The sequence below is a fragment of the Streptomyces sp. NPDC029152 genome, assembly GCF_055564355.1.
Genome location: NZ_JBVHWR010000007.1, coordinates 282,580 through 305,104, shown reverse-complemented (window position 1 = coordinate 305,104; position 22,525 = coordinate 282,580). Strand labels below are relative to the sequence as shown.

Genomic DNA, 22,525 nt, shown 5'->3' with positions numbered 1-22,525 from the left:
CGCCGGCCCGCCCCCGATCACCTCGCCGCGAGCGCCGAGCGCACCGCCTCCAGGTCCCCGTCCGACGCCAGCCCGGCGTGGTACAGCCGCAGTTCCGTCGCGCCCAGCTCGCGCGCGCGTGCCGCGTCCGCGGTGAGGGTGCGCGGGCTGCCGCCCATGCCGGAGACCACGGTGAGGTTGGCGGCGAGCACGGCCCCGGCGCGTCCCTGCTCGGCGAAGGGGGTCAGCGGGTCCGCACCGCCCGTGCAGGGCACGACGACGCCGTCCGCGACGGACAGGACGTGCGCGGGGTCGACGCCGGCGTTGGCGCCGCAGTGGTACGACACCGGGTCGGCGTGCAGCAGTACCTGGAAGCCGTCGGGCGCGGCGGCCCGGACGGCCGCGACCGCCGTCTCCTGGAGCGTGCGCGCGGTGTCGTCCCGCCACGCGCGCGTGGCGTTCGCCGGCGCCTCGCCGAGCAGCTTCTCCACGCCGACCCAGCCCCCGTCCGAGGGCGCCGCCCCCCGCCACACCGGCTCCAGCGCGGTCCGGACGGCGGCGGCCAGTTCACCGGGGTCCGTGCCCCGGGCGCCGTACCCCTCGCGGCAGTGCGGGCAGAAGCACAGCGACATCAGGTACTGGCCGGCGTCCCCCAGCCCCACTCCGCCGGTCTTGTCGTGGGCGTGCAGGTGCGCCAGCCCGTACCAGCCGAGGGACTCCAGTTCGGTGCCGCGTGCCCCCGGCCGCACCGCCGCCTCGACGGCCAGATCGGTGAGGTACGCGCGCGTGGCGGGCTGCGCGATGCAGGGCGCCCAGGGGTAGCGGTCGCCGTAGGCGTTGACGACGGAGGTGTGCGGCTGCTCGGCGCCGAGGCGGGAGCTGTGGGCGAGGACGACCCAGGTGTGCACCTCGAGGCCCGCGTCCGCGAGCGCGGCGGCGGCCTCGCCCCAGGCGTCGCCGGGCGCCCAGTCGCCGGCCTCGTACGGACGCAACTGGCGGCCCTCCCAGCGGGCGGCGTCCGGCGGGTAGAGGACGGCGGCGTACTCGGCGGTGACGACGCGGTGGCGCGGGTGGCGGGGGGTGAGGGCGCGGGTGGAGTGGTAGGCGGCGGCGAGCGTCACCTGTTCCACGCCGACGCCCGCGACGAACCCGGCCGCCCCGGGGTCGCCGTTGACGTCCCACGGGTAGACGAACGCCGACGTCTTCACTCGCCCTCCCCCTCGTTCCCGTCCGCGCCCTCGCCGTCGAGCAGGGCCTGTCCCCGCTCGATCAGCCGGGCGAGCTGCTTCACGTGGTCCTCGCTCGGCTCGTGCAGCGGCGCCCGCACCTCGCCCACGTCCAGTCCGCGCAGCCGTACGCCCGCCTTGACCAGGGCGACGGCGTATCCGCGGCCCTGGGCGCGCAGTTCGACGAACGGCCGGTAGAAGCCGTCCAGCAGGCGGTGCACGGTCGTGTCGTCGCCCTCGCGCAGCGCCCGGTGGAAGGCGAGGGCGATCTCGGGGGCGAAGCAGAACACGGCCGACGAGTAGAGGGTGATGCCGAGCGCGCGGTAGGCGAGCTGGGTCTGCTCGGCGGTCGGCAGGCCGTTGAAGTAGAGGAAGTCGCCGCCGGGGACCTGGGTGCGCACGGCGCTGACGGTGCGCTGCATCAGGTCGAGGTCGCCGAGCCCGTCCTTGAGGCCGATGACGCCGTCCGTGCGGGCCAGTTCGGCCACGCTCTCCGGGGTGAACACGGCGTTGTCCCGCTGGTAGACGATCACCGGGAGGGGGGTCGCGGCCGCCACCTCCCGGTAGTGCCGCAGCAGCCCCTCCTGGCCGGCGACGACCAGGTACGGCGGCATGGCGAGCAGCCCGTCGGCCCCCGCCTCCTCGGCGAGGCGGGCGTAGCGCACGGCGAGCGCGGTGCCGTAGCCCGCGCCGGCGACGACGGGCACCCGCCCGGCCGTCTCCTCCACGGCCGCCCGCACGCAGACCTGGAACTCCTCGGGCGTGAGCGCGTGGAACTCCCCGGTGCCGCAGCAGGCGAACACGGCGGCGGCCCCGGCCTCGACACCGCGGCGCACATGGGCGCGGTAGACGTCGAGGTCGATCTCGCCGGAGGGGCCGTACGCCGTGACGGGGAAGAACAGCGGCCCGCTGGGGACAGCGAGCCGGGTGGCGAGAGGGGCTGAGGTCACGGGCGCTCCCCATTCCATATGCGTGATCGGTGTCTATATTTCTGAACGAAGCCACGGTAAGCCGCCCCCCGAAGGCCGGTCAAGCGCGCCAACGGCCGACACACCAGCGGAGTCTTCCGTTCCGCACCGCCTCGCCCGGACCACTTGACGGGCCGCGCCTCCCCTCCTTAGCGTGTCCACGCATATGAACGCCGTGCGTCCATGCGTACGGCGGCCGCTTCGAGGAGACCCCAGGAGACCCCGAGGATGCCCGCTCCCCGCACCGTCCTGCTCACCGGCGCCGCCGGCGGCCTCGGCACCCTGATGCGGGACCTGCTCCCCGGCTACGGCTACGAGCTGCGCCTGCTCGACCTGCGCCCCGTCGAGGGCGAGCCGGACGCGATCGTCGCCGACCTCGCCGACAAGGACGCCGTCCGCGAGGCGGTCCGGGGCGTCGACGCGATCATCCACCTCGCGGGCATCTCCCTGGAAGCCCCGTTCGAGAAGATCCTCAAGGCGAACATCGAGGGCACGTACCACCTGTACGAGGCCGCCCGGGAGGAGGGCGTCGGGCGCATCGTCTTCGCCTCCTCCAACCACGCCGTCGGCTACACCCCGCGCCCGCAGGGCGACGACCCCCTCATCCCGGTCGACACCCCTCGCCGCCCGGACACCTTCTACGGCCTGTCCAAGTGCTTCGGCGAGGACCTCGCCCAGCTCTACTGGGACAAGCACGGCCTGGAGACCGTCTCCGTCCGCATCGGCTCCTGCTTCCCCGAGCCGACCAGCGTGCGCATGCTCTCGGTGTGGATGAGCCCCGCCGACGGCGCCCGCCTCCTGCACGCCGCGCTCACCGCCGAGAACGTCGGCCACACCGTCGTGCACGGCTCCTCCGCCAACACCCGGCTGTGGTGGGACCTCACCTCCGCGCGGGCCCTCGGCTACGAACCCCGGGACGACTCCGAGCCGTACGCCGAGAAGCTCATCGCCGAACAGGGCGAGCTCGACCCGGGCGACCCGGCGCACGCGTGCCTCGGCGGCCACTTCGTGACCGACCCCCCGATCTGGCCGTACTGACCGGAACACGGCGCCACGACGGGCGGGCGGGCACCGAACGGGCCCGCCCGCCCCCGCATGCGGGCATCCGCGCTGCCCGATTCCACCCCGCGCACCGCTGCCTCCCAGGTCCGCGACGGTCGCCCGGCGGCCGAAGCGGGCACAACCGGGCAGCATCGGGCCCGCAACAGGCCTGGTCAGTGCCGCGGGGCCGCTGTAGAACTTCACCCAGGGGCCGCACAGGGCCCGAACGGGCAAGGACACGGCGACGAGGCGGTGGGGCGGGTGCTCGGCATGAGCGCGAGGACGGCGGAGGAACGGCAGCGCGAGATCGTACGGATCGCCCGCGCCACCGGCTCGGTCGACGTCACCGCGCTCGCGGCCGGACTGGGCGTGGCCAAGGAGACCGTACGGCGCGACCTGCGCGCCCTGGAGGACCACGGCCTGGTGCGCCGCACCCACGGCGGCGCCTACCCCGTGGAGAGCGCCGGCTTCGAGACCACGCTCGCCTTCCGCGCCACCAGCCACGTCCCCGAGAAGCGCCGCATCGCCTCCGCCGCCGCCGAGCTGCTCGGCGACGCCGAGACGGTCTTCGTCGACGAGGGCTTCACCCCCCAGCTCATCGCCGAGGCCCTCCCCCGCGACCGCCCGCTGACCGTGGTCACCGCCTCCCTTCCGGTCGCGGGCGCCCTCGCCGAGGCCGGCGACACCTCCGTGCTGCTGCTCGGCGGCCGGGTCCGCCCCGGCACGCTCGCCACCGTCGACCACTGGACGACCAAGATGCTCGCCGGGTTCGTCGTCGACCTGGCCTACATCGGCGCCAACGGCATCTCCCGCGAGCACGGCCTGACCACCCCCGACCCCGCCGTCAGCGAGGTCAAGGCGCAGGCCGTCCGCGCCGCCCGCCGCACCGTGTTCGCCGGCACCCACACCAAGTTCGGCGCGGTCAGCTTCTGCCGCTTCGCGGAGGTCGGCGCGCTGGAGGCCATCGTCACCAGCACCCTCCTGCCCGCGGCCGAGGCCCACCGCTACTCACTGCTCGGCCCCCAGGTCATCCGCGTCTGAGCACCACCCGCACGTCCCCGCAGGGCATCCCCACGCCCTCGACCGCCCCATACATCCCTATATGTTCAGGAGCGATCCATGCGAACCCGGAGCCGACACAGGCCGCGAGCCCTGCTCGTCGCGGCCGCCGCAGGGACGCTGCTCGCCCCACTGCTCTCCGGCTGCTGGGCCGGGGCGGGCGGAGCGGGGTCGGGCGGCGACGCCATCAACGTCCTGATGGTCAACAACCCGCAGATGACCGAGTTGCAGAAGCTCACCGCCGACCACTTCACGAAGGAGACCGGCATCGAGGTGAACTTCACCGTCCTGCCGGAGAACGACGTCCGCGACAAGATCAGCCAGGACTTCGCCAACCAGGCCGGCCAGTACGACGTCGCCACCCTCTCCAACTACGAGATACCGATCTACGCCCGCAACGACTGGCTCCGCGAGATGGACCCCTACGTCGCGAAGGACCCGGCGTACGACGAGGAGGACGTCCTGGGGCCGATGCGCGAGTCCCTCACCGGCGACGACGGCAGGCTCTACGGCCAGCCCTTCTACGGCGAGTCGTCCTTCCTCATGTACCGCAAGGACCTGCTCGCCGCCAAGGGCCTGACGATGCCCGCCCGCCCCACCTGGACCCAGGTGGCGGACCTCGCCGCCGAACTGGACGGGGCCGAGCCGGGCATGAAGGGCATCTGCCTGCGCGGGCTGCCCGGCTGGGGCGAGCTGATGGCCCCGCTGACGACGGTCGTCAACACCTTCGGCGGCACCTGGTTCGACGAGGACTGGCAGGCCCGCCTCGACTCGCCCGAGTGGGAGGAGGCGACGAAGTTCTACGTCGGCCTCGTCCGCGAGCACGGCGAGTCCGGCGCCGCCCAGTCCGGCTTCGCCGAGTGCCTGAACAACCTGACCCAGGGCAAGGTCGCCATGTGGTACGACGCCACCTCGGCGGCGGGCTCCCTGGAGTCGGCCGGCTCCCCGGTCAAGGGGAAGATCGGTTACGCCCCGGCCCCCGTCGAGAGGACCGGCTCCTCCGGCTGGCTCTACACCTGGGCCTGGGGCATCCAGAAGGCCTCCCGCAACCCCGACAAGGCCTGGAAGTTCGTCTCCTGGGCCTCCGGCAAGGAGTACGAGCAGCTCGTCGGCGACAAGGTCGGCTGGTCCGACGTCCCGGCCGGCAAGCGGGCCTCGACGTACGAGAACCCGGCCTACCGCGCCGAGGCCGCCGCCTTCCAGGAGATGACCCGGGAGGCCATCGAGGGCGCCAGGCCGAACGACCCCGGCGTGCAGCCGCGCCCCGCGCCCGGCATCCAGTTCGTCGGCATCCCCGAGTTCACCGACCTCGGCACCAAGGTCTCCCGGGAGATCAGCGCGGCCATCGCCGGACGCCAGTCCGTCGAGGAGGCCCTGGAGAAGTCCCAGCAACTCGCCGAGGAGATCGAAGAGGAGTACGAGGGACGATGACCGCCACGACCTCGGCCCCCGCGGCCGCGCCCGACCACGTCCGCACCGCCGTCCGCCCGCCGTCCTCCCGGCTGAGGGCCTGGGCCACCCGGGCCCCTCTCCTCCCCGCCCTGATCTTCATGATCGCGGTCACCCAGCTGCCGTTCGTGGCGACCCTGGTGATCTCCCTCTTCGACTGGAACTCCCTCTACCCGGACGCCCGCCGCTTCACCGGCCTCGCCAACTACGGCGACGTCCTCACCGACCCCGACCTGCGCAAGTCGGTGTGGACGACGATCCTGCTGACGGTCGCGGTGGTCCTGGCCAGCCTGGTCCTCGGCCTGGTCCTCGCCCTGCTCCTGGACCGCCGCTTCAAGGGCCGGGGCGTGGTCCGCACCCTGCTGATCGCGCCGTTCCTGGTCGTCCCGGTGGCGGCGGCGCTGCTGTGGAAGCACGTCCTGTACAACCCCGAGTACGGCCTGCTCAACGGCCTGTTGCACTACGTCGGCGGCCCGCAGCCGGACTGGATCTCGAACACCCCGCTGCTCGCCGTCGAGGCCTCGCTGGTGTGGCAGTGGACGCCGTTCATGATGCTGATCCTGCTGGCCGGACTGCAGAGCCGGGACCAGCAGCAGATCGAGGCCGCCCGGGTGGACGGCGCGGGCGACTGGCAGATCTTCGTCCACCTCACCCTGCCCCACCTGCGCCGCTACCTCGAACTGGGCGCCCTGCTCGGCTCGATCTACATCGTCCAGAACTTCGACGCGGTCTTCACCCTCACGTCCGGCGGCCTGGGCACGGCCAACCTGCCCTACACCGTCTACCAGAGCTTCTACCAGGCCCACGAGAACGGGCTCGCCTCGGCCGCGGGCGTCCTGGTCGTCATCGGCTCGATCGTCATCGCCACCTTCGCGCTGCGCGTGGTGTCGTCCCTGTTCCACGAGGAGGTGTCGCGCGCATGAGCACCGCGGCCGCTGTACGAGTCCGCCGCAGGGGCGGTGCCGGCCTGGGCCTGGTCGCCTGGCTGGCCGGGACCGTCTTCTTCCTGCCCATCGCGTGGATGGCCCTGACCTCCTTCCACTCGGAGGAGGACGCGGCCACCAACCCGCCGTCCTTCGCCGCCTCGCTGACCCTGGACGGCTACCGCGAGTTCTTCGGCGCGGGCGGCGGCGCGAGTCCCTGGCCGGCGCTGGTCAACTCGGCGGTGGCGTCGGTCGCCTCGACCCTGCTCGTCCTGGTCCTGGCCCTGCCGGCCGCGTACGCGCTCTCCATCCGCCCGGTGAAGAAGTGGACGGACGTCCTGTTCTTCTTCCTTTCCACCAAGATGCTGCCGGTGGTGGCGGGCCTGCTGCCGATCTACCTGTTCGCCAAGAACACGGACCTGCTGGACAACATCTGGCTGCTGGTCGTCCTCCACACCTCCATGAACCTGCCGATCGCGGTGTGGATGATGCAGTCCTTCCTGGCCGAGGTCCCGGTCGCGATCATCGAGGCGGCCCGGGTGGACGGCGCGAGGCTGCCGACGGTCCTGGCCCGGGTGGTCGCCCCGATCGCCCTCCCCGGCATCGCCGCGACCTCGCTGATCTGCTTCATCTTCAGCTGGAACGAACTGCTCTTCGCCCGGGTGCTGACGGGCGTGGTCGCCGAGACCGCCCCCGTCTTCCTGACCGGCTTCATCACCAGCCAGGGCCTGTTCCTGGCGAAGGTGTGCGCCGCGTCGCTCGTCATCTCCCTGCCGGTGCTCGCCGCGGGGTTCGCCGCCCAGGACAAACTGGTCCAGGGCCTGTCGTTGGGAGCCGTGAAATGAAGGCCGCCGTCATCGAGTCCGTGGGCCGCGCCGTCGTCGGCGAGGTCCCCGACCCGGCGCCAGGACCGCGCGAGGTCGTCGTCGAGGTCGCGGCCTGCGGCCTGTGCGGCACCGACCTGCACATCCTCCAGGGCGAGTTCGCGCCGAAACTGCCGATCGTGCCGGGCCACGAGTTCGCCGGCACGGTGGTCGGCGTCGGGAGCCAGGTCACCGAGGTGTCGGCCGGCGACCGGGTCGCGGTGGACCCGTCCCTCTACTGCCACGAGTGCCGCTACTGCCGCACCGGCCACAACAACCTCTGCGAACGCTGGGCGGCCATCGGCGTCACGACGGCGGGCGGCGCGGCGCAGTACGCGGTGGCACCGGTGGCGAACTGCGTGAAGCTCCCCGAGCACGTCCGCACCGAGGACGCGGCCCTGATCGAGCCCCTGTCCTGCGCCGTCCGCGGCTACGACGTCCTGCGGGCCCGCCTCGGCGCCCACGTCCTGATCTACGGCTCGGGCACGATGGGCCTGATGATGCTGGAGCTGGCCAAGCGGACCGGCGCGGCGAGCGTGGACGTGGTGGACCTCAACCCGGCCCGTCTGGAGACGGCCCGGAGCCTCGGTGTCTCGGCGTCGGCCGCGACCCCGGACGAGCTGGACCGCCCCCAGGGCTGGGACCTGGTCATCGACGCGACGGGCAACGCGGCTGCGATCCAGGACGGCCTGGACCGGGTCGCCAAGGCCGGCACGTTCCTCCAGTTCGGCGTGGCCGACTACGCGACGCGGGTGCGGATCGACCCGTACCGCATCTACAACCAGGAGATCACCATCACCGGTTCGATGGCGGTCCTGCACAGCTACGAACGCGCCGCGGAACTGTTCGCGAACGGCGTCCTGGACCCGGACCTCTTCATCAGCGACCGCGTCCCGCTGGAGCGCTACCCGCAGGCCCTGGAGCAGTTCGCGGCGGGGGTGGGGCGCAAGATCGTGGTGGTGCCGTGAGTCCTCCGGAGCGAGGGCCCGGGGGCGGCCCCAGGTCCGGGAACGGTGAGGGGCGGCAGGGCGAAGAAACCCACCGGCGCCCCACCGGCGCCCTCCGACCCGTTCGGCCCCGGGTAAGGGAACGGTAAAACGCCCTCGCTCGTTCACCCGGCATGACAGCTATGACCCCCGGCTCGAACATCCCCCTCTCCGCCGCCCGCGTGACGGTGGACGTCACCGCGCCCGTGCGGCTCGACGTATCGGGCCTGCTGCTCACCGCCGACGGCAAGGTGCGCTCGGACGAGGACTTCATCTTCTACAACCAGCCCTCCGGCCCGGGCGTGACCTACCGCTCCGGCGGCGGCACCGCCCCGGACGCGATCACGGTCGACACCGCCGCCGTCCCGCCGGGCATCGAGAAGATCGTCGTCACCGCCAGCCCGGACGCCGCCGGCCAGACCTTCCAGGGCATCGAACCGACCGCCACCGTCCGCGACGCGGACGACGGCTCCGTCCTCGCCACCTTCACCCCCCCGCAGCTCGGCGCCGAGACGGCACTCGTGATCATGGAGGTCTACCTGCGCAACGGCGCCTGGAAGGCCCGCGCGGTCGGCCAGGGCTACGCCAACGGCCTGGCGGGCATCGCGACCGACTTCGGCGTCACGGTGGAGGAACCGGCAGCCCCCACCCGGCCGGCCCCGCCGCAGGCGGTCACCCCGCCCCCGGCCCCGCCCGCCGCCGCCGCCGCCGCCGCGCCCACGATGCCCGCCGCTCCCCCGGCCCCGCCGGCCGCCCCGCCCGCGCCCGCTCCGGGCACCGGGAAGATCAACCTGGACAAGGGCCGGGTCAGCCTCCAGAAGAACCAGACCGTCTCCCTCGTCAAGGGCGGCCGGCCGGTCCTCACCCAGGTCAGGATGGGCCTCGGCTGGGAGCCCGCCTACCGCGGCAAGGACATCGACCTGGACGCGTCGGTCATCGCCTACGGCCCGCAGCGCAACCACATCGACAGCTGCTACTTCGGCAAGCTCCAGATCGTGAACGGCGCGATCCGCCACTCCGGTGACAACCTCACCGGTGAGGGCGGCGGGGACGACGAGGTGATCACCGTCGACCTCGGCCGGCTCCCGCAGGAGGTCACCGGCCTGGTCTTCACGGTCAACTCCTTCTCCGGGCAGAAGTTCACGGAGGTCGCCAAGGCCTACTGCCGCCTCATCGACGCCGCGACCGGCGAGGAACTGGTCCGCTTCGACCTCACCGGTGCCGAGCCGCAGACCGGCGTGATGATGGCGAAGCTGATCCGTCAGTTCTCCGGCGAGTGGGAGATGACCGCCATGGGCGACTTCGTCAAGTCCCGCACCGTCCGGGGCATGGTGAAGCCGGCGGGTCAGGCGCTGTAGGGACCGGGCACGGGGCCGCCGCCCGGATCCCCGGCGCGGCCCCGTGCCCGCAGCCCGTCCACCACCAGCGACAGGTACCGCCGTACGGACGTCCCGTCCTGCGCGCCGGTCATCTCGGACGCCGTCACCACCCCGTGCACCAGCCGCAGCACCTCGACGGGCTCGACGTCCGCTCGCAGCGCGCCCTCGTCCTGCGCCGCCCGGACCAGCCGCGTCGCCGCACCCCGCACGCAGTCACCGCACGCCGCGCCCGCGGCGGCCCCGCCGTCGGTGACGGCCGTGCCCAGCAGCGCCTTCAGCCCGCGCACCTGGAGCATCCCGACGGCGAGTTCGTCGAGCCACGCGACGAGCGCCTCGCCCGCCGGCCGCCCGGCCGCGATCGTGTCGGCGCGGGCGGCGATCGCCTCGATCCGCTCCAGATAGGCGGCCTCCAGCAACGCCCGGCGCGTCGGGAAATGCCGGTACAGGGTGCCGACGCCGACCCCCGCGCGCTTGGCGATGTCGTCCAGCGAGGCGCCCTCACCGCGCTCGGCGAAGGCCTGGGCCGCCACCGCGAGCAGCCGTTCACGGTTGCGCCGGGCATCCGCGCGCATGGGCCTGACCTGCGCCATCCCACTACTCCCTGCCCGCCGGAGAACCTCCCCGGCAGCCTACCGCGCAAGGTGGTCGCGGCCCGGCGGGCGGTCCGGGCGTCAGAACAGCGCGCTGTAGGCGTTCAGCGCCGGCTGCCCGCCCAGGTGGGCGTAGAGGACGGTGGCGTCGCGCCCGATCTCGCCGCGGATGACGAGGTCCACCAGCCCGGCCATCGACTTCCCCTCGTACACGGGGTCGGTGACCATGCCCTCGGTGCGGGCCGCGAGCCGCATCGCCGCGAGCGTCGTGTCGTCGGGGACGCCGTAGGTGCCCGCGTGGTACCGCTCGTCCAGCTCGACGTCCGCCTCCGTCAGCTCCTTCGTCACGCCGATGAGCCGCCCCGTGCGGTCGGCGATGCGGGCGATCTGCTCCCGGGTGCGGGCGGGCTCGGCGGAGGCGTCGACGCCGACGACCCGGCGGGGCCGGCCGCCCGCCTCCTCCAGGGCACGGAAGCCGGCGATCATGCCGGCCTGGGTGGATCCGGTGACCGAGCAGACGACGACGGTGTCGAAGAAGACGCCCAGCTCCCGTTCCTGCTCGGCCACCTCGTACGCCCAGCCGGCGAATCCCAGGCCGCCGAGCGGGTGGTCGGAGGCACCGGCGGGGACGGCGTAGGGCTTGCCGCCCGCGTCCTCGACCTCCTTCAGGGCCAGTTCCCAGCTCTCCTTGAAGCCGATGCCGAAGCCGGCCCTGACGAGGCGCACGTCGGCGCCGGCCAGCCGGGAGATCAGGATGTTGCCGACCTTGTCGTACACGGCGTCGGGCCAGTCGACCCAGCTCTCCTGCACCAGCACGCACTTCAGCCCGGCCCGGGCGGCGACGGCCGCGACCTGGCGGGTGTGGTTGGACTGCACCCCGCCGATCGAGACGAGGGTGTCGCAGCCCTGGGCGAGGGCGTCCGCGACCAGGTACTCCAGCTTGCGGGTCTTGTTGCCGCCGTAGGCGATGCCGGAGTTCAGGTCCTCCCGCTTGGCCCACAGCGCGGCCCCGCCGAGGTGTTCGGTGAGGCGTTCCAGCCGGTGCACCGGTGAGGGCCCGAGGAGCAGCGGGTAACGCTCGTACGAGGAAAGGGACATGGGTCCTCCCGGTTCAGTCGGGGTCGGCGAGCGCTTCGAGGCCCCGCCAGATGTCCGCCGTGACGCGGAGTGCCGTCTCCGTGTCACCGGCCGCGCAGGCCTCGATCAGCCGGTCGTGCAGCCCGGCCGAACGGCAGGCGCCGCCCTCGCCGAAGCGGCGGCGCTCCAGCCGGCGGATGAGGGGGGTGTAGCGGGCGACGGTGGCCGCGGCGGCGCGGTTGCCGGCGGCGCGGACGAGGACGTGGTGCAGGTCGTCGTCGGCGCGCAGGGCGCCGTCGACGTCGCCCGTCCGGACCGCCGTGGCGAACCGCTCGTTGGCGGCGCGCATCTCGTCCAGGTCCGCGGCGCCCAGCCCGGGTACGGCGACGCGGGTGACCAGTTCGTGCATGGCGCCGACGACGGCCGCGGCGTCCCGCACGTCGGCGGCCACGACCGGGGTGACCCGGGTGTGACTCTGCGGCTTGCTCTCCAGCAGCCCCTCGTCCACGAGCCGGGAGAACGCCTCGCGCACCGGCGCGCGGGACAGGCCCAGCCGCTCGGCGAGGTCGACGTCGCGCACCACGGCACCGGGTTCGATCTCCCCGGCCACGATGGCGTCCCTGATCGCCTCGTGGGCACGGTCCCTGAGCAGGACGCGGGGCACGGGTCGCATGGCTTCCACGACTGAAATGTTAGATACCAGTGGTCCGGCGGACAAGGGTGCGGACACGGGCGCGGCCCGGCGGGCCTCAGGCCACCGCCCAGGGCCAGTCGGCGTCCCGTGCCGCCTCGAGCAGCGGGACCATCCGGAAGGCCGCGTCCGACAGGCCCCCGAAGGTGTGCCTGTTCGCCTGCCCCGACGGGCCGTGGCCCGCCCGGTACCCGGCGAGGTTCCAGGTGTAGACCGGCACGTGCGCCGGGACCTGCTCGGTCGGGTCGCCGTACCGGCTGTGCGCGTACTGCTCGTCGGTGACGATCAGCACCCGGTCGTGCTTCCTGTAGTGCCGCCGGACGGCCTCGGTCGTGTCGGTGCCGCCCAGGTCGCCGAAGCGGTCCAGGACCTTCAGCACCGACTCGCCCCGGCGGAACGCCACGCGGTTGCTCGAGGTCCCGAACTCGACGAGGTCCGCGTCCGCCGCGCGCAGGGCGAGCGCCGTGCCGAAGACCGCCGCCGCGTCGGCCCGGGTGAGCTCCGAGCGGTCCGAGAGCCGGTCGTAGAACATCGAGCCCGAGCGGTCCACGAGGACCAGGGTCCGGCCGGGCAGCGCGGGCACGTTGGCCAGCGAGTGGCCGAGCGCCCGCTCCAGCGGGTACGACCAGCGCAGCGACGGCGCGTGCCGGTACGCGGCGAGGTAGCGGAAGGGGAACTGCCGCGAGCGCGCCACCTGCTCCGGGTCGCTGATCCGCGCCGCGACCTGTGCGGCGACCTCGTCGGACACGCCGGCCTCGTCGAAGTTGCGCAGGTTGCGGACGAGCGCCATGGCACCCATGGACGGGATCACGGCTTCCCACGCCGCCCTGTCCATCGGTCCCTGGAGCCAGCCGGCCAGCATCTCCCAGGTGATGCCCGCCGCCGCGAGCCGCTCGGCACCGTCGGGTGCGGTGACGACCGCCCGCCGCCGCTCGACGGGCAGCGCCATCAGCTCGCGGTGCGCGACCAGGACGCGGTTCGACGCGGGCGGCACCGCGGTGTCGGGGTTGTGCCGGCGGTCCAGCGCGTACTGGAACAGCTCGCCCTGCCACGGCTTGTCCGGGTCCGGCGCCGCGTGCACCAGGTTGAGGATGTCGCCGAAGCGGTACCCCTTGGACGCGGTGTCGTACTTCAGCAGCGACCTGCCGTGGTAGAGGCGCCGTACGGCGTCGGCGATCCCCCGCTTGACCGGCTTGGGCACCGCGCGGCCGTACGTCGCCGTCCAGTAGGCCAGCAGCTCGCCGGGCTCGTCGGGCCGCTGGAGCACGGAGGCGACGACCTGCCGGTTGGCGGGACCCTCGCCGGCGCCGGCGTCGAGGCGGGCCTTGACGTACTCGGCGGCGCCGACGATCGAGGCGGTGCGCAGGTTGCCCTCGCCGCGCAGCCAGCCGAGCAGGCCGGCCGTCCAGGACGGGTCGGTGAGGGCGAGTTCGCGCACGAGCGCGGCGAACCGGTCGTCGCGGTCGGCGCCGGACTCGTAGAAGGTCTGCTGGGACACGAAGTTGCCGACCGCGAGCAGGAAGAGCTCGGAACGCGGGTCGCGCTCACGGCCCCGGCCGCCCTGGTGGGTGGTGAGGACGCGGCCCGTCGACGTCACACGCGAGGTGGGCTGCGCCTTCGCCGCCTTGGTGTTGAAGCGCGCCATGGTGAATTCCCCCGAATTCGTCCGGAGGGAGGCGTGGCGAGTGGAGGGTGCCCGAGGTCGGAATCGGCGACGGGAACATCCGGACGCTCTGTCCATTGAGCTACACCGACCCGAAGTCGGTGACGAGGATTCGAACCCCGCAACATTCCGGTCGAGGAAGTATCCGCTGCCTGCGCACCGGGCACCCTGCCGTTCGCTGCGCCTCCCGAGGTCAAGTGGGCCGCGGCATCGGGTTCTTTTTCGAGAAGAAGTAGCCGCGGCCCGCGCACCGGGAGGTGCGTGAAGTCTTCGGTGTCCAGAGTTCAGGTCGGCGGAACCGACAAGGTGCTCTGCCCCTGAGCTACACCGGCGCGTTGTGCCGGAGACGGGACTCGAACCCGTGACCGCCCCATTATGAGTGGAAGTAGGTCCTGCCTTCGCACCTGGACGTTCATCACTCTAAGAGGGCGGCCACCGGTCGGGCGAGCGAATTAATCGCCGCGCTTCTGCCGCTTCCACGGCCCGGTGATGGCGAGCATGATGCCGGGCGTCTGGATGTTGGCGTACAGGGTCCGGCCGTCGGGCGAGAAGGTGACGCCGGTGAACTCGCTGTACTCGGGCTCCTCCTCGGATCCGATGTTCAGCTCGTTGCGGGCGATGGGGTAGGTGCGCCCGCTGTCGGTGGCGCCGAACAGGTGCTGGACGCCGTCGCCGTCCTCGGCGATGACGAGGCCGCCGTAGGGCGAGACGGTGATGTTGTCGGGGCCGTCGAAGGCGCCGTCGGCGGAGGGGTCGGGGTTGACGCCGAGGAGGACCTTCAGGGTGAGGGTGCGGCGCTTGGGGTCGTAGAACCAGACCTGGCCGTCGTGCGGCCGGCCGGGGCTCTCGTCACGGGCGAAGGAGGAGACGACGTAGGCGCCGCCGTCGGCCCACCACATGCCCTCCAGCTTGCGGGCGCGGGTGACCTGGCCGTCGGTGAACTGCTTGCGCACGGACGTGGTCCTCGCGTCCCGGTCGGGGACCTCGGCCCAGTCGACGCCGTAGACGGTGCCGGTCTTCGTGGCGCGGGAGAGGTCGTCGACGAACTTGCCGCCGGAGTCGAAGCACCTGAACGCCTCGAGGACGCCGGCGTCGTCGGCGAGGGTGCGCAGCCGGCCCCGGCCGTGCCGGAAGCCCTCCGGCGGTGTCCAGCGGTAGAACAGGCCGTTGGGGCCGGACGCGTCCTCGGTGAGGTAGAGGTGGCCGCGCTTGGGGTCGACGACGACGGCCTCGTGGGCGTAGCGGCCGAGCGCCTTGACCGGCTTGGGGTCGCGGTTGGCGCGGCGGTCGGCGGGGTCGACCTCGAAGACGTAGCCGTGGTCCTTGGTCATGCCGTTCCGGCCGGCCTTGTCCTCGGTCTCCTCGCAGGTCAGCCAGGTGCCCCACGGGGTGCTGCCGCCCGCGCAGTTGGTGGCGGTGCCGGCGATGCCGACCCATTCGGCGACGTGGCCGCCGCGGCGGACCTCGACGACCGTGCAGCCGCCGGCGGCGGCGGGGTCGTAGACGAGTCCCTCGGTGAGCGGGACGGGGTGCTCCCACTTGGCGCGGGGGCCGCCGAGTTCGTGGTTGTTGACGAGGAGGGTGGTGCCGCGCGGGCCCTCGAAGGCGGCGGTGCCGTCGTGGTGGGAGGGCGTGTACTCGCCCGTCTCCAGCTCGGTCCGGCCGCAGTAGGTGACGATCTCGTACCGGAAACCGGCGGGCAGGGCGAGGATGCCGTCCGGGTCGGGGACCAGCGGACCGTAGCCGACCCCGACGTGGCCGTGGCCGTGCGCCTCTCCCACGCTCTCGGTGTCGGTGGACGCGAGGGCCTGCGGGGCGGTGGCGAGGGCGCCGACGCTGCCCGCCAGCACGACTCCGGCACCGGTGAGCGCGGATCTGCTGGCGAAGTCCCTGCGGGTGAGCGACATGGTGTCTCCTGTGACGATGAGCGTGCCGTGGAGGGTGGCGGACCTCGGTTCGGCGTCACGCTGTCGCCCGTGCCTGAACAACACCTGAACTGAATGCGGCCACCTCCTGCCCACTTCCGTGAAACCGCGCGGGGCGTCGTCCCGCGGACAGCCGTGTCGGGACCGCGGGCGATCGCGCCTCCCCCGGTGCCCGAACGGCCCGGGAGGCACCCCCGGAGGCGGCACGGGTGGGCGCTGGAGGTGCCCCTCGGGGGGAGGCACCCCGCCGGCGCCGGGCCGCGTCGTCCACCCCCGGCCAGGTGCGACGCCGGGACCGCAAAAACCGGCCCCGAACGTGCGGACCCGCTCAGCTCCCGTGCTGCGACCTCGCCTTGAACGCCGCCTTGCGCGCCTCTTTCGCGACCTTCTTGTCCGGGTGCAGCCGCCCCATCGCCTCCAGGACGTCCGCCGTGGCCGGGTGCTCGACCCGCCACGCGGTGTCGAAGAACCCGCTGTGCTGCATGGCCAGCCCCTGCACGAGGGCCCGCAGTTCCTCGGAGTTGCCCTCGGCGGCGAGCTGCGCGGCCACCGTGTCGATGGTCAGCCAGAAGACCATCTCCTGCGACGGCGCGGGCACGTCCCGCCCCCCGTGCTCGGTCAGCCAGACCCGGGCCAGGCCCCCGAGTTCCGCGTCGTCGAGGACCTCCCGCAGCGCGGGTTCGGCCCCGGCGCCGACCAGGGACAGCGCCTGCTGGCAGCGCAGCCGGCGCAGGGGCGCGCCGGGGTCCGAGCCGCGGGCCGCGGCCAGCAGTTCGCGCGCCGCGGCGAGGGGCTCGCGGTGGGCCAGCCACAGTTCGGTCTCGGCGTGGGCCGACGCCGGCGGGAAGGACGCCGTGCCGTCCAGGAGCGCGTCGGCACCCTTGTCGGCGAGGTCTCCGACGACGGGCGCCTCGAAACCGGCCTCCAGCAGCCGGGTGCGCAGTCCGTACAGTCCGAGCGGGGTGAGCCGGACCATGCCGTAGCGGGCGACGTCGGTCTCGTCGACGGGCGCCGCGGGCTCCTCGTCCGCGTCGGCCATCAGGGCCTCGTCCACCGGCCGGTACGTGACGAGGCCGATGGGCTCCAGCAGCCGGAACTGGTCGTCCAGCCGCATCATCGCGTCGGAGACCTGCTCCAGCACGTCGTTGGTGGGCTCGGTCATGTCGCCGGGGACGATGACGGACGCGGCCAGCGCGGGCAGCGGCACCGCCGTGTCGTCGGGCCCGTCCTCGCCGACGGTGAGCAGGTAGAGGTTGCCGAGCACGCCGTCGAGGAGCTCGGCCTCGGACTCCGGGTCCCAGCCGAGGGACGACAGGTCGACCTCACCGCCCTCGGCCATCGCGTCGACCAGGTCGTCCAGGTCGGGCACGCTCGCGTCGGCGAGCACGGCCTCCAGCGCGGTGAGCCACACGCCGAGCACGTCCTGCGGGGAGCCGCCCGTGAGCAGGGCGAGGTCCTCGCCCGTCGTGACGGTGCCCTCCTCCTCGTCGGTGATCTCCACCAGCCCGGCGTCCACCGCGATCCGCCACGCCTCGCTCGCGTACGCGGCGGCGTCGTCCCCGGTCAGCCCGAGCAGCTCGGCGGCCGCCGGCAACTGCTCCTCGACGAGTCCGCCCCCGGCGTCGACGCGGGTGTCCGGCCCGGCCCAGCGTGCGAGCCGGGCGGCCCGGGAGAGCACCGGCGTGGACAACGCGTCGCGGGCCAGCTCCGCTTCGGGTCGCAGCCGTGCGGGCGGCAGGGTGGAGCTGTCTGACATCGGCTGTTTCTCCTCGCGCGCCTCGACCACCGTACGGCCGTCCTTGCTGCCGTACGGCTCAACCGCTCAGCCTAGACGGGTTTCCACCGATGCCGCCCGGTTCATCTCCCCGCCGGGCACCGTACATGGCCGAAACCTTGACAACCGACCTGAGCAGGCAGGAGATTGACGCGCGTAGAAAGCGGGGGACAAGTGTTCACCCAGGTCCGTGCGGACCCTTTGGCCCCTCGCGTCCCACCCTCGTCCCGGCGCTCTGTCACGTCCCCGGAGGGATCCCGTTGGCCAGCATGTCCTCCGCGCGCCTCGCCGCGCTCACCGTCGCCGCCGTCTGCTCGGCGGCGTCCACCGTCGTCCTCACCTCGCCCGCGCACGCCGACTCGGTGCGCGTCCACGACATCCAGGGCAGCACCCGGGTGTCGCCGTACGCCGGCAAGCAGGTCACGGACGTGGCCGGAATCGTCACCGGCGTCCGCGGCTACGGCTCCTCCAGGGGTTTTTGGATGCAGGACCCGCGGCCGGACGCGGACCCGGCCACCAGCGAGGGCGTCTTCGTCTTCACGAGCTCCACGCCGAAGGTCGCCGTCGGTGACGCGGTCACCGTCTCCGGCACGGTCACGGAGTTCGTCCCGGGCGGCACCTCGTCCGGCAACCAGTCGCTGACCGAGATCACCCGCCCCACGGTCACCGTCGTCTCGAGCGGCAACGCGGTCCCGGCCGCGACGACCGTCTCCGCCCGGTCCGTGCCGCGCGCCTACGCCCCCGAGGGCGACCCGGCCGCGAACGGCTCGGTCGACACCCTGCCGTTGCGCCCGGCGGCGTACGCCCTGGACTACTACGAGTCCCTGGAGGGCATGAACGTCCGGGTCGCCGACGCCCGCGTGGTCGGCGCCTCGGACCCGTACACCGAGCTGTGGGTCACGGTGAAGCCGTGGGAGAACGCCAACCGGCGCGGCGGCACGGTCTACGGCTCCTACGACTCCCAGAACACCGGCCGGCTCCAGATCCAGTCCCTGGGCAAGCCGGCCGACTTCCCCGACGCCACCGTGGGCGACACCCTCGCCGGAACGACCGCGGGACCGCTGGACTACAACCAGTTCGGCGGCTACACGCTGGTCGCGAGCGAGATCGGCGCCCTGGAGAGCGGGGGCACCGAGCGCGAGTCGACGCGCGCGCAGGGCGACCGCGAGCTGGCGGTGGCGACGTACAACGTCGAGAACCTCGACCCGTCCGACGCCACCTTCGCCGCGCACGCCGACGCGATCGTGCACCGCCTGAAGTCGCCCGACATCGTGTCCCTGGAGGAGATCCAGGACGACAACGGCGTCGTGGACGACGGCACGGTGACCGCCGGCGCGACCGTCGGCAAGCTGATCGACGCGATCGTCGCGGCGGGCGGCCCGCGCTACGAGTGGCGCGGCATCGACCCGGTCGACGGCGAGGACGGCGGCCAGCCCGGCGGCAACATCCGCCAGGCGTTCCTGTTCAACCCCCAGCGGGTCTCCTTCGCCGACCGCGCGGCCGGCGACGCGACCACCGCGACCGGGGTGACGAAGGTGCGCGGCAAGGCGGTGCTCACCCACTCCCCCGGCCGCGTCGACCCGGCGAACCCCGCCTGGGAGGACAGCCGCAAGCCGCTGGCCGGCGAGTTCGTCTTCCGCGGCCGGACGGTCTTCGTCATCGCCAACCACTTCAACTCCAAGGGCGGCGACCAGGGCCTGACCGCGCGGTACCAGCCGCCGGCGCGCAGCTCGGAGACCCAGCGCCACGCCCAGGCGAAGGTCGTGAACACCTTCGTCAAGGAGATCCTGGCCGTCCAGAAGAACGCGGACGTCATCGCCCTCGGCGACATCAACGACTTCGAGTTCTCCGGGACGGCGAGGATCCTCGAGGACGGCGGCGCGCTGTGGTCGGCGGTCAAGACGCTGCCGCCGAGCGAGCGTTACTCGTACGTCTACCAGGGCAACAGCCAGGTCCTCGACCAGATCCTGGTCAGCCCGTCGGTCCGGCGCGGCGGGCACCTGTCCTACGACAGCGTGCACATCAACGCCGAGTTCCCCGACCAGATCAGCGACCACGACCCGCAGGTGCTGCGGTTCCGTCCGTAGCGGCGGGGCGCCTACCCGGGCACCAGGCCGAGGGCGTGGTCGTACCGGCTGCCGGTGAAGCCGCGCACGTCCGGGTGGGTGCGCACCCGGTCCCACCGGTCGGTGGGCGCGCCGATGCCCTGGCCCGGCGCGGCCAGGACGGCGTCGTAGGCGCGGGCGCTCTCCCACTCGGCGTAGTTCAGCACGTGGGTGCCGTCGGTGCTGAGGTGGAAGTGGGCCGAGATCAGGCCGCGGTGGCCCACCGGGTCGTCGGCGAGCGCCTCGAGCACGAGGTCGATCCAGCCGCCGCGGCGCTCGGCGGCGTCCGGGGCGAAGTCGATCCGGACGGTCACGACCAGGCCGGGGACGCGGGTGTCCCCGGCCCGGCGCTCCCGGCCGGCGTGACGCCGGTACCGGCCGAGCGCCAGCCGTTCGATGCCGGGCACGGCGGTGTCGATCTCGTCGACGCGCTCCTGCCGCCGGGTCTTCACGAAGGCCTCGTACGCCTACTCGTCCGACCACTGGGAGTGGTGCAGGAGCGTGCTGCCGTCGTGGCCGGTGTAGACGTGGTAGCTCATCAGGCCGTCGGCGGGCCAGGGACGGCGCTCCCAGGTGCGGGCGACGGCGTCGACGGTCCGGCGCTGCCGCTCGGGGGTGCCGACGCGCCAGGTGCTGAAGAAGGGGGCCCGCACGTCGGGGCGGGCGAGTTCGGGGTGTGCGTCGGTACGGCGGGTCATGCCGGCCTCCACTGGTCGGTGGTCGTCGGGTGCACGCACCACCCTCCGACCTCGACCATGGTCGAGGTCAAGCGCCGGCCGCGGGCATCGCGGCGGCGCGTCGAGGGACCCCTCTCCCGGGGCCCCGACGCGCCGCTTTGGGGTCAGCAGTGCCCGTGCCGCCTGCGCACCAGCACGGCCGCCGCGACCACCGCGCCGGCCGCCGCGCCGGCGACGAGCACCGGACGCGGATGCCGCATCCCGCTCCGGACCACGCCGCGCACCCGTTCCGGCACGCGCTGCCGGGTCTGGTACTGGGCGGTGTGACCGGCACGGTTCGCCTTCTCCTGCACGGTGTGACCGGCCTCAGCGGCGGAACTGCGCAACTGCACGGTCATGGCACCGGCCTTGTCCCTGAGGTCGGCGGCCCGGGCCTTGGCGCGCCCCTTCACGTCCGCCTTCCCCGCCAGCTCCTCCACGGTCTCACCGAGCTGGCTGCGGGTCTGTTCGATCTGCCGCCGCAGCTCGTCGGGCCCCTTGGCCCCGCCGGTCGGCTGCGCGGTGGAGCCGGTCCTCGCGCCGTCTCCGCTCGTCGCGTCGGTCATCGGTGCGCCCTTTCCCTGATCTCCTCCACGTCGGCCCTGACGCTGCCGAGGGTCCGCTCGGGCTTGGGGGGTGCGGCCCGGCGGAGCTGGGCGCGGCCGGTCATGGCCAGGACACCTGCGATCACGAAGAGCAGCGCCGTCACGATGAGCGCCGCGGCCCAGACGGGCAGCGCCAGCGAGAGTGCGGCGACGGCCGTGCCGGCCAGGGCGAACAGGCCGACATAGGCGATGGCGCCCGCGGCGCCGAGCATTCCGCCGCCGCGCCCGGCGCGCTTGCCCTTCTCGGCCAGCTCCATCTTGGCGAGGGCCACTTCCTGGCGCACGAGCCGGGAGAGCTGTTCGGTGGCCTGACCGACGAGTTCACCCACGGAGTGGTGCTCGTCGTGCACCGGCCTGGTGTGCATGGTGGTCACGGCGTTCCGCCTCCTCTCGGTTCGGAGGGATCCGGGTACCCCCGCTCGACGGCCGCTACCCCCGCCCCCACCTCTCAGCAACCCTTACCCGTGCCTCGTAGGAAATTTAAGTGGAGCTACGCGATCGGTCCGCCGACACTCCTCCCATGACGACCGACGACCGCACCGCCCCCACGCCCCCTCCCCGCCCCTTCGGCCGCACCCTGTGCGCCATGGTCACCCCCTTCACCGGGGCGGGGGCGCTCGACCTCGACGGCGCCCAGCGGCTCGCGGACGGGCTGGTGTCGCGGGGCTGCGACGGCCTGGTGCTGTCCGGTACGACGGGCGAGTCGCCGACCACCACGGACGCGGAGAAGGCGGCGCTGGTCACGGCGGTGCGCGAGGCGGTCGGGGACCGGGCGGCGCTGGTCGCCGGGGTGGGCACCGCCGACACCCGGCACACGGTGGAGCTGGCGCGGGCCGCCGAGAAGGCCGGCGCGGACGGCCTGCTGGTGGTCGCGCCGTACTACAGCAGGCCCCCGCAGGACGCGCTGGAGGCCCACTTCCGGGAGATCGCGGACGCCTGCGGGCTGCCCGTCATGCTCTACGACATCCCGGGCCGCACCGGCACCCGCGTCGAGCCCGACACGATCGTCCGGCTCGCCGGACACCCCCGCGTCGTGGCGGTCAAGGACTGCTCCTACGACCTCCTGGGCGTCCAGAGGGTGCTCTCCCGGACGGACCTGGCGTACTACGCGGGCTGCGACGAGCAGGTCCTCGCCCTGTACGCGCTCGGCGCCGCCGGGTACGTCAGCACGGCCGCGAACGTCGCACCGGAGCCGTTCCGCGCCGTCCTGGACGCCTTCGACGCGGGCGACACCCGGGAGGCGGCCCGGCTCCAGCGGCGGACGATCCCCCTCACCGAGCTGATGACGGCATCGGACCTGCCCGGCACGGTCACCGCCAAGGCCCTCCTGAACGCGCTGGGCCTGCCCGCGGGCCCGGTCCGCCCACCGCTGCGCCCCGCGGACCCCGGGACGACCGCCCGCCTGCTGGCGGCACACGGCCACCTGACCGCCGACGCCGCCCGGCCCCGCTGAGGCCGGCTGCCCGCGGGAGCCGGGCACGGGGGCCGCGCGGAGCCACCCCTGCG

Annotated in this window: 19 protein-coding genes, 1 tRNA gene and 1 pseudogene; 9 read left to right on the top strand and 12 right to left on the bottom strand. The window is 73.3% G+C overall.

The annotated features are described in order from the left end of the window. Nucleotides 1–17: 17 nt before the first annotated feature. Together ACZ4V6_RS17635 and ACZ4V6_RS17630 are read right to left on the bottom strand one after the other, a co-directional pair. Nucleotides 18–1,187, bottom strand: a complete 1,170-nt coding sequence (locus ACZ4V6_RS17635) for a hypothetical protein (RefSeq protein WP_467827995.1) — start codon at nt 1,185–1,187, stop codon at nt 18–20. Next, nucleotides 1,184–2,155: a 5-dehydro-4-deoxyglucarate dehydratase gene (locus tag ACZ4V6_RS17630; RefSeq protein WP_467827992.1), complete on the bottom strand. Its 972-nt coding sequence runs from the start codon at nt 2,153–2,155 to the stop codon at nt 1,184–1,186. Before ACZ4V6_RS17630 ends, ACZ4V6_RS17635 begins: the two co-directional genes overlap by 4 nt. Nucleotides 2,156–2,401: 246 nt before the next feature. On the opposite strand from ACZ4V6_RS17630, the gene ACZ4V6_RS17625 reads away from it, so the two are divergent. From ACZ4V6_RS17625 to ACZ4V6_RS17595, 7 genes are all read left to right on the top strand, one after another. Further along, the gene (locus ACZ4V6_RS17625) at nt 2,402–3,211 is read left to right on the top strand and encodes an NAD-dependent epimerase/dehydratase family protein (RefSeq protein WP_467827990.1); all 810 of its coding nucleotides are present in this window, start codon (nt 2,402–2,404) and stop codon (nt 3,209–3,211) included. Nucleotides 3,212–3,484: 273 nt separating this feature from the next. Next, nucleotides 3,485–4,255, top strand: coding sequence for a DeoR/GlpR family DNA-binding transcription regulator (locus ACZ4V6_RS17620; protein WP_467827988.1), 771 nt, complete (start codon nt 3,485–3,487; stop codon nt 4,253–4,255). A gap of 78 nt (nt 4,256–4,333) precedes the next feature. Then, entirely contained in the window at nt 4,334–5,704 is a 1,371-nt protein-coding gene (locus tag ACZ4V6_RS17615) for an ABC transporter substrate-binding protein (protein ID WP_467827986.1), read from the top strand. Then, on the top strand, nt 5,701–6,645 hold the full coding sequence (locus ACZ4V6_RS17610) for a carbohydrate ABC transporter permease (protein WP_467827984.1): 945 nt from the start codon (nt 5,701–5,703) through the stop codon (nt 6,643–6,645). Before ACZ4V6_RS17615 ends, ACZ4V6_RS17610 begins: the two co-directional genes overlap by 4 nt. Beyond that, nucleotides 6,642–7,490, top strand: a complete 849-nt coding sequence (locus ACZ4V6_RS17605) for a carbohydrate ABC transporter permease (RefSeq protein ID WP_467827981.1) — start codon at nt 6,642–6,644, stop codon at nt 7,488–7,490. Before ACZ4V6_RS17610 ends, ACZ4V6_RS17605 begins: the two co-directional genes overlap by 4 nt. Then, nucleotides 7,487–8,476: a zinc-dependent alcohol dehydrogenase family protein gene (locus tag ACZ4V6_RS17600; RefSeq protein WP_467827979.1), complete on the top strand. Its 990-nt coding sequence runs from the start codon at nt 7,487–7,489 to the stop codon at nt 8,474–8,476. Before ACZ4V6_RS17605 ends, ACZ4V6_RS17600 begins: the two co-directional genes overlap by 4 nt. Before the next feature lie 161 nt (nt 8,477–8,637). Next, nucleotides 8,638–9,852, top strand: a complete 1,215-nt coding sequence (locus ACZ4V6_RS17595; RefSeq protein WP_467828258.1) for a TerD family protein — start codon at nt 8,638–8,640, stop codon at nt 9,850–9,852. On the opposite strand, the gene ACZ4V6_RS17590 is transcribed toward ACZ4V6_RS17595, so the two are convergent. The 7 genes from ACZ4V6_RS17590 to ACZ4V6_RS17560 form a co-directional block, all read right to left on the bottom strand. Beyond that, a complete protein-coding gene (locus ACZ4V6_RS17590; protein WP_467827977.1) occupies nt 9,840–10,463 on the bottom strand; it encodes a TetR/AcrR family transcriptional regulator in 624 nt (207 codons plus the stop codon). The two genes, ACZ4V6_RS17595 and ACZ4V6_RS17590, sit on opposite strands and share 13 nt — an antisense overlap. Before the next feature lie 81 nt (nt 10,464–10,544). Continuing rightward, nucleotides 10,545–11,561: a 1-aminocyclopropane-1-carboxylate deaminase gene (locus tag ACZ4V6_RS17585; RefSeq protein ID WP_467827975.1), complete on the bottom strand. Its 1,017-nt coding sequence runs from the start codon at nt 11,559–11,561 to the stop codon at nt 10,545–10,547. Nucleotides 11,562–11,574: 13 nt separating this feature from the next. Further along, nucleotides 11,575–12,222, bottom strand: coding sequence for a GntR family transcriptional regulator (locus ACZ4V6_RS17580; RefSeq protein WP_467827973.1), 648 nt, complete (start codon nt 12,220–12,222; stop codon nt 11,575–11,577). A gap of 67 nt (nt 12,223–12,289) precedes the next feature. Then, a complete protein-coding gene (locus ACZ4V6_RS17575) occupies nt 12,290–13,876 on the bottom strand; it encodes a TROVE domain-containing protein (RefSeq protein WP_467827971.1) in 1,587 nt (528 codons plus the stop codon). Between the two features lie 359 nt (nt 13,877–14,235). Continuing rightward, a tRNA-Met gene (locus ACZ4V6_RS17570) sits at nt 14,236–14,315 on the bottom strand. A gap of 31 nt (nt 14,316–14,346) precedes the next feature. Then, nucleotides 14,347–15,801: an alkaline phosphatase PhoX gene (locus ACZ4V6_RS17565; protein ID WP_467827968.1), complete on the bottom strand. Its 1,455-nt coding sequence runs from the start codon at nt 15,799–15,801 to the stop codon at nt 14,347–14,349. Between the two features lie 346 nt (nt 15,802–16,147). Continuing rightward, nucleotides 16,148–17,575, bottom strand: a complete 1,428-nt coding sequence (locus ACZ4V6_RS17560) for a hypothetical protein (protein WP_467827966.1) — start codon at nt 17,573–17,575, stop codon at nt 16,148–16,150. Nucleotides 17,576–17,853: 278 nt separating this feature from the next. Between ACZ4V6_RS17560 and ACZ4V6_RS17555 the strand changes: the two genes are divergently transcribed. Continuing rightward, nucleotides 17,854–19,680, top strand: a complete 1,827-nt coding sequence (locus ACZ4V6_RS17555; RefSeq protein ID WP_467827963.1) for an endonuclease/exonuclease/phosphatase family protein — start codon at nt 17,854–17,856, stop codon at nt 19,678–19,680. Nucleotides 19,681–19,691: 11 nt separating this feature from the next. Here the strand turns inward: ACZ4V6_RS17555 and ACZ4V6_RS17550 are convergent. The 3 genes and pseudogenes from ACZ4V6_RS17550 to ACZ4V6_RS17540 form a co-directional block, all read right to left on the bottom strand. Then, nucleotides 19,692–20,396, bottom strand: a pseudogene (locus ACZ4V6_RS17550) (antibiotic biosynthesis monooxygenase). 143 nt (nt 20,397–20,539) lie between these two features. Next, nucleotides 20,540–20,980, bottom strand: a complete 441-nt coding sequence (locus ACZ4V6_RS17545; protein WP_467827960.1) for a DUF3618 domain-containing protein — start codon at nt 20,978–20,980, stop codon at nt 20,540–20,542. Continuing rightward, complete coding sequence (locus ACZ4V6_RS17540) at nt 20,977–21,384, bottom strand: phage holin family protein (protein WP_467828256.1); 408 nt, start codon at nt 21,382–21,384, stop codon at nt 20,977–20,979. Before ACZ4V6_RS17540 ends, ACZ4V6_RS17545 begins: the two co-directional genes overlap by 4 nt. Nucleotides 21,385–21,539: 155 nt before the next feature. Between ACZ4V6_RS17540 and dapA the strand changes: the two genes are divergently transcribed. Then, nucleotides 21,540–22,472, top strand: coding sequence for a 4-hydroxy-tetrahydrodipicolinate synthase (dapA, locus tag ACZ4V6_RS17535; RefSeq protein ID WP_467827957.1), 933 nt, complete (start codon nt 21,540–21,542; stop codon nt 22,470–22,472). Nucleotides 22,473–22,525: the final 53 nt, after the last annotated feature.